This window comes from Romboutsia sp. 13368 (genome assembly GCF_018336475.1).
In the GTDB taxonomy this organism is placed as follows: domain Bacteria; phylum Bacillota; class Clostridia; order Peptostreptococcales; family Peptostreptococcaceae; genus Romboutsia.
In genome coordinates this window covers 935,463-936,538 of the sequence record NZ_CP048741.1, presented here as the reverse complement: position 1 = coordinate 936,538, position 1,076 = coordinate 935,463, and the positions used below count along the sequence as shown (strand labels likewise).

Annotated in this window: 1 protein-coding gene (only partly in view); it reads left to right on the top strand. The window is 28.8% G+C overall.

Features of this window, described 5'->3' with window-relative positions; all coding sequences use genetic code 11:
• Window positions 1-55 precede the first annotated feature (55 nt).
• On the top strand, window positions 56-1,076 hold the 5' portion of the coding sequence (locus tag G3997_RS03765) for an MATE family efflux transporter (protein ID WP_296648344.1). It continues 347 nt past the right edge of the window; the window shows 1,021 of its 1,368 coding nt (coding positions 1-1,021); it begins with the start codon at window positions 56-58; its stop codon lies off the right edge, out of view.

The following is a 1,076-nucleotide window of genomic DNA, read 5'->3' as shown; positions in this document are numbered from 1 at the left end:
ATAGGTCTATCATAATTAACAAAAATATATTTAACTAATATGAAAGGAGGTCATTATGACCAAAGATATGACTACAGGAAATCCTGTAAAATTAATTTTATTATTCTCTATACCTTTATTAATTGGTAACATATTTCAACAATTTTATAGTATGGTAGACACTATAATAGTAGGAAGATTTCTTGGAGTACAGTCACTTGCAGCTGTTGGTTCAACTGGTTCTATGTCATTTTTAATAATTGGATTTGTATCTGGTCTTTCTTCTGGTTTTTCTGTATTGATTTCACAAAGGTTTGGTGCAAATGATTATGAAGGGCTAAAAGAAGCTGTAGCTAGTTCAATTATCTTATCAGTTGTAATGGCTATTATAATAACTCTTATAAGTGTATTTACTACTAAACCATTACTACATTTAATGAATTCACCAAGTGATATAATAAATGATGCATATTCATATATAGTTGTAATATATGCTGGAGCATCTGCTGCATTTTTTTACAATATGGTATCAAGTATATTAAGATCTCTTGGGGATAGTAAAACCCCACTATATTTTTTAATTATTTCATCTATATTAAATATAATACTAGATTTAGTGTTTATTATTAATTTTAAAATGGGCGTTGCTGGTGCTGCATATGCTACTGTCATTTCTCAAGGAACATCTGGTTTTCTATGTTTAATATATACTGCTAAAAAATTCCCAATCCTTAAGTTAAATAAAAATCATTTCAAATCTGGAACTAAGTATTTCAAAGAACATTTAAGAATAGGTATCCCTATGGCCTTACAATTTTCAATAACTGCTGTTGGTATAATGATACTTCAAAGTGCAATAAATTCCTTTGGTTCTAGTGTTGTTGCTGCACATACTGCTGCATCTAAGGTTGAACAGCTTGTAATGCAACCTAGTGTTACATTTGGTTTAACTATGGCAACATATTGTGCTCAAAACCTTGGTGCTGGAAATATTGAACGTATTAAAGAAGGTGTAAAAAAATGTACTATAATTAATATATGTATAGGTATTGCTTCTGGTATTATACTTATCTTATTTGGARAATTATTTATAAGTA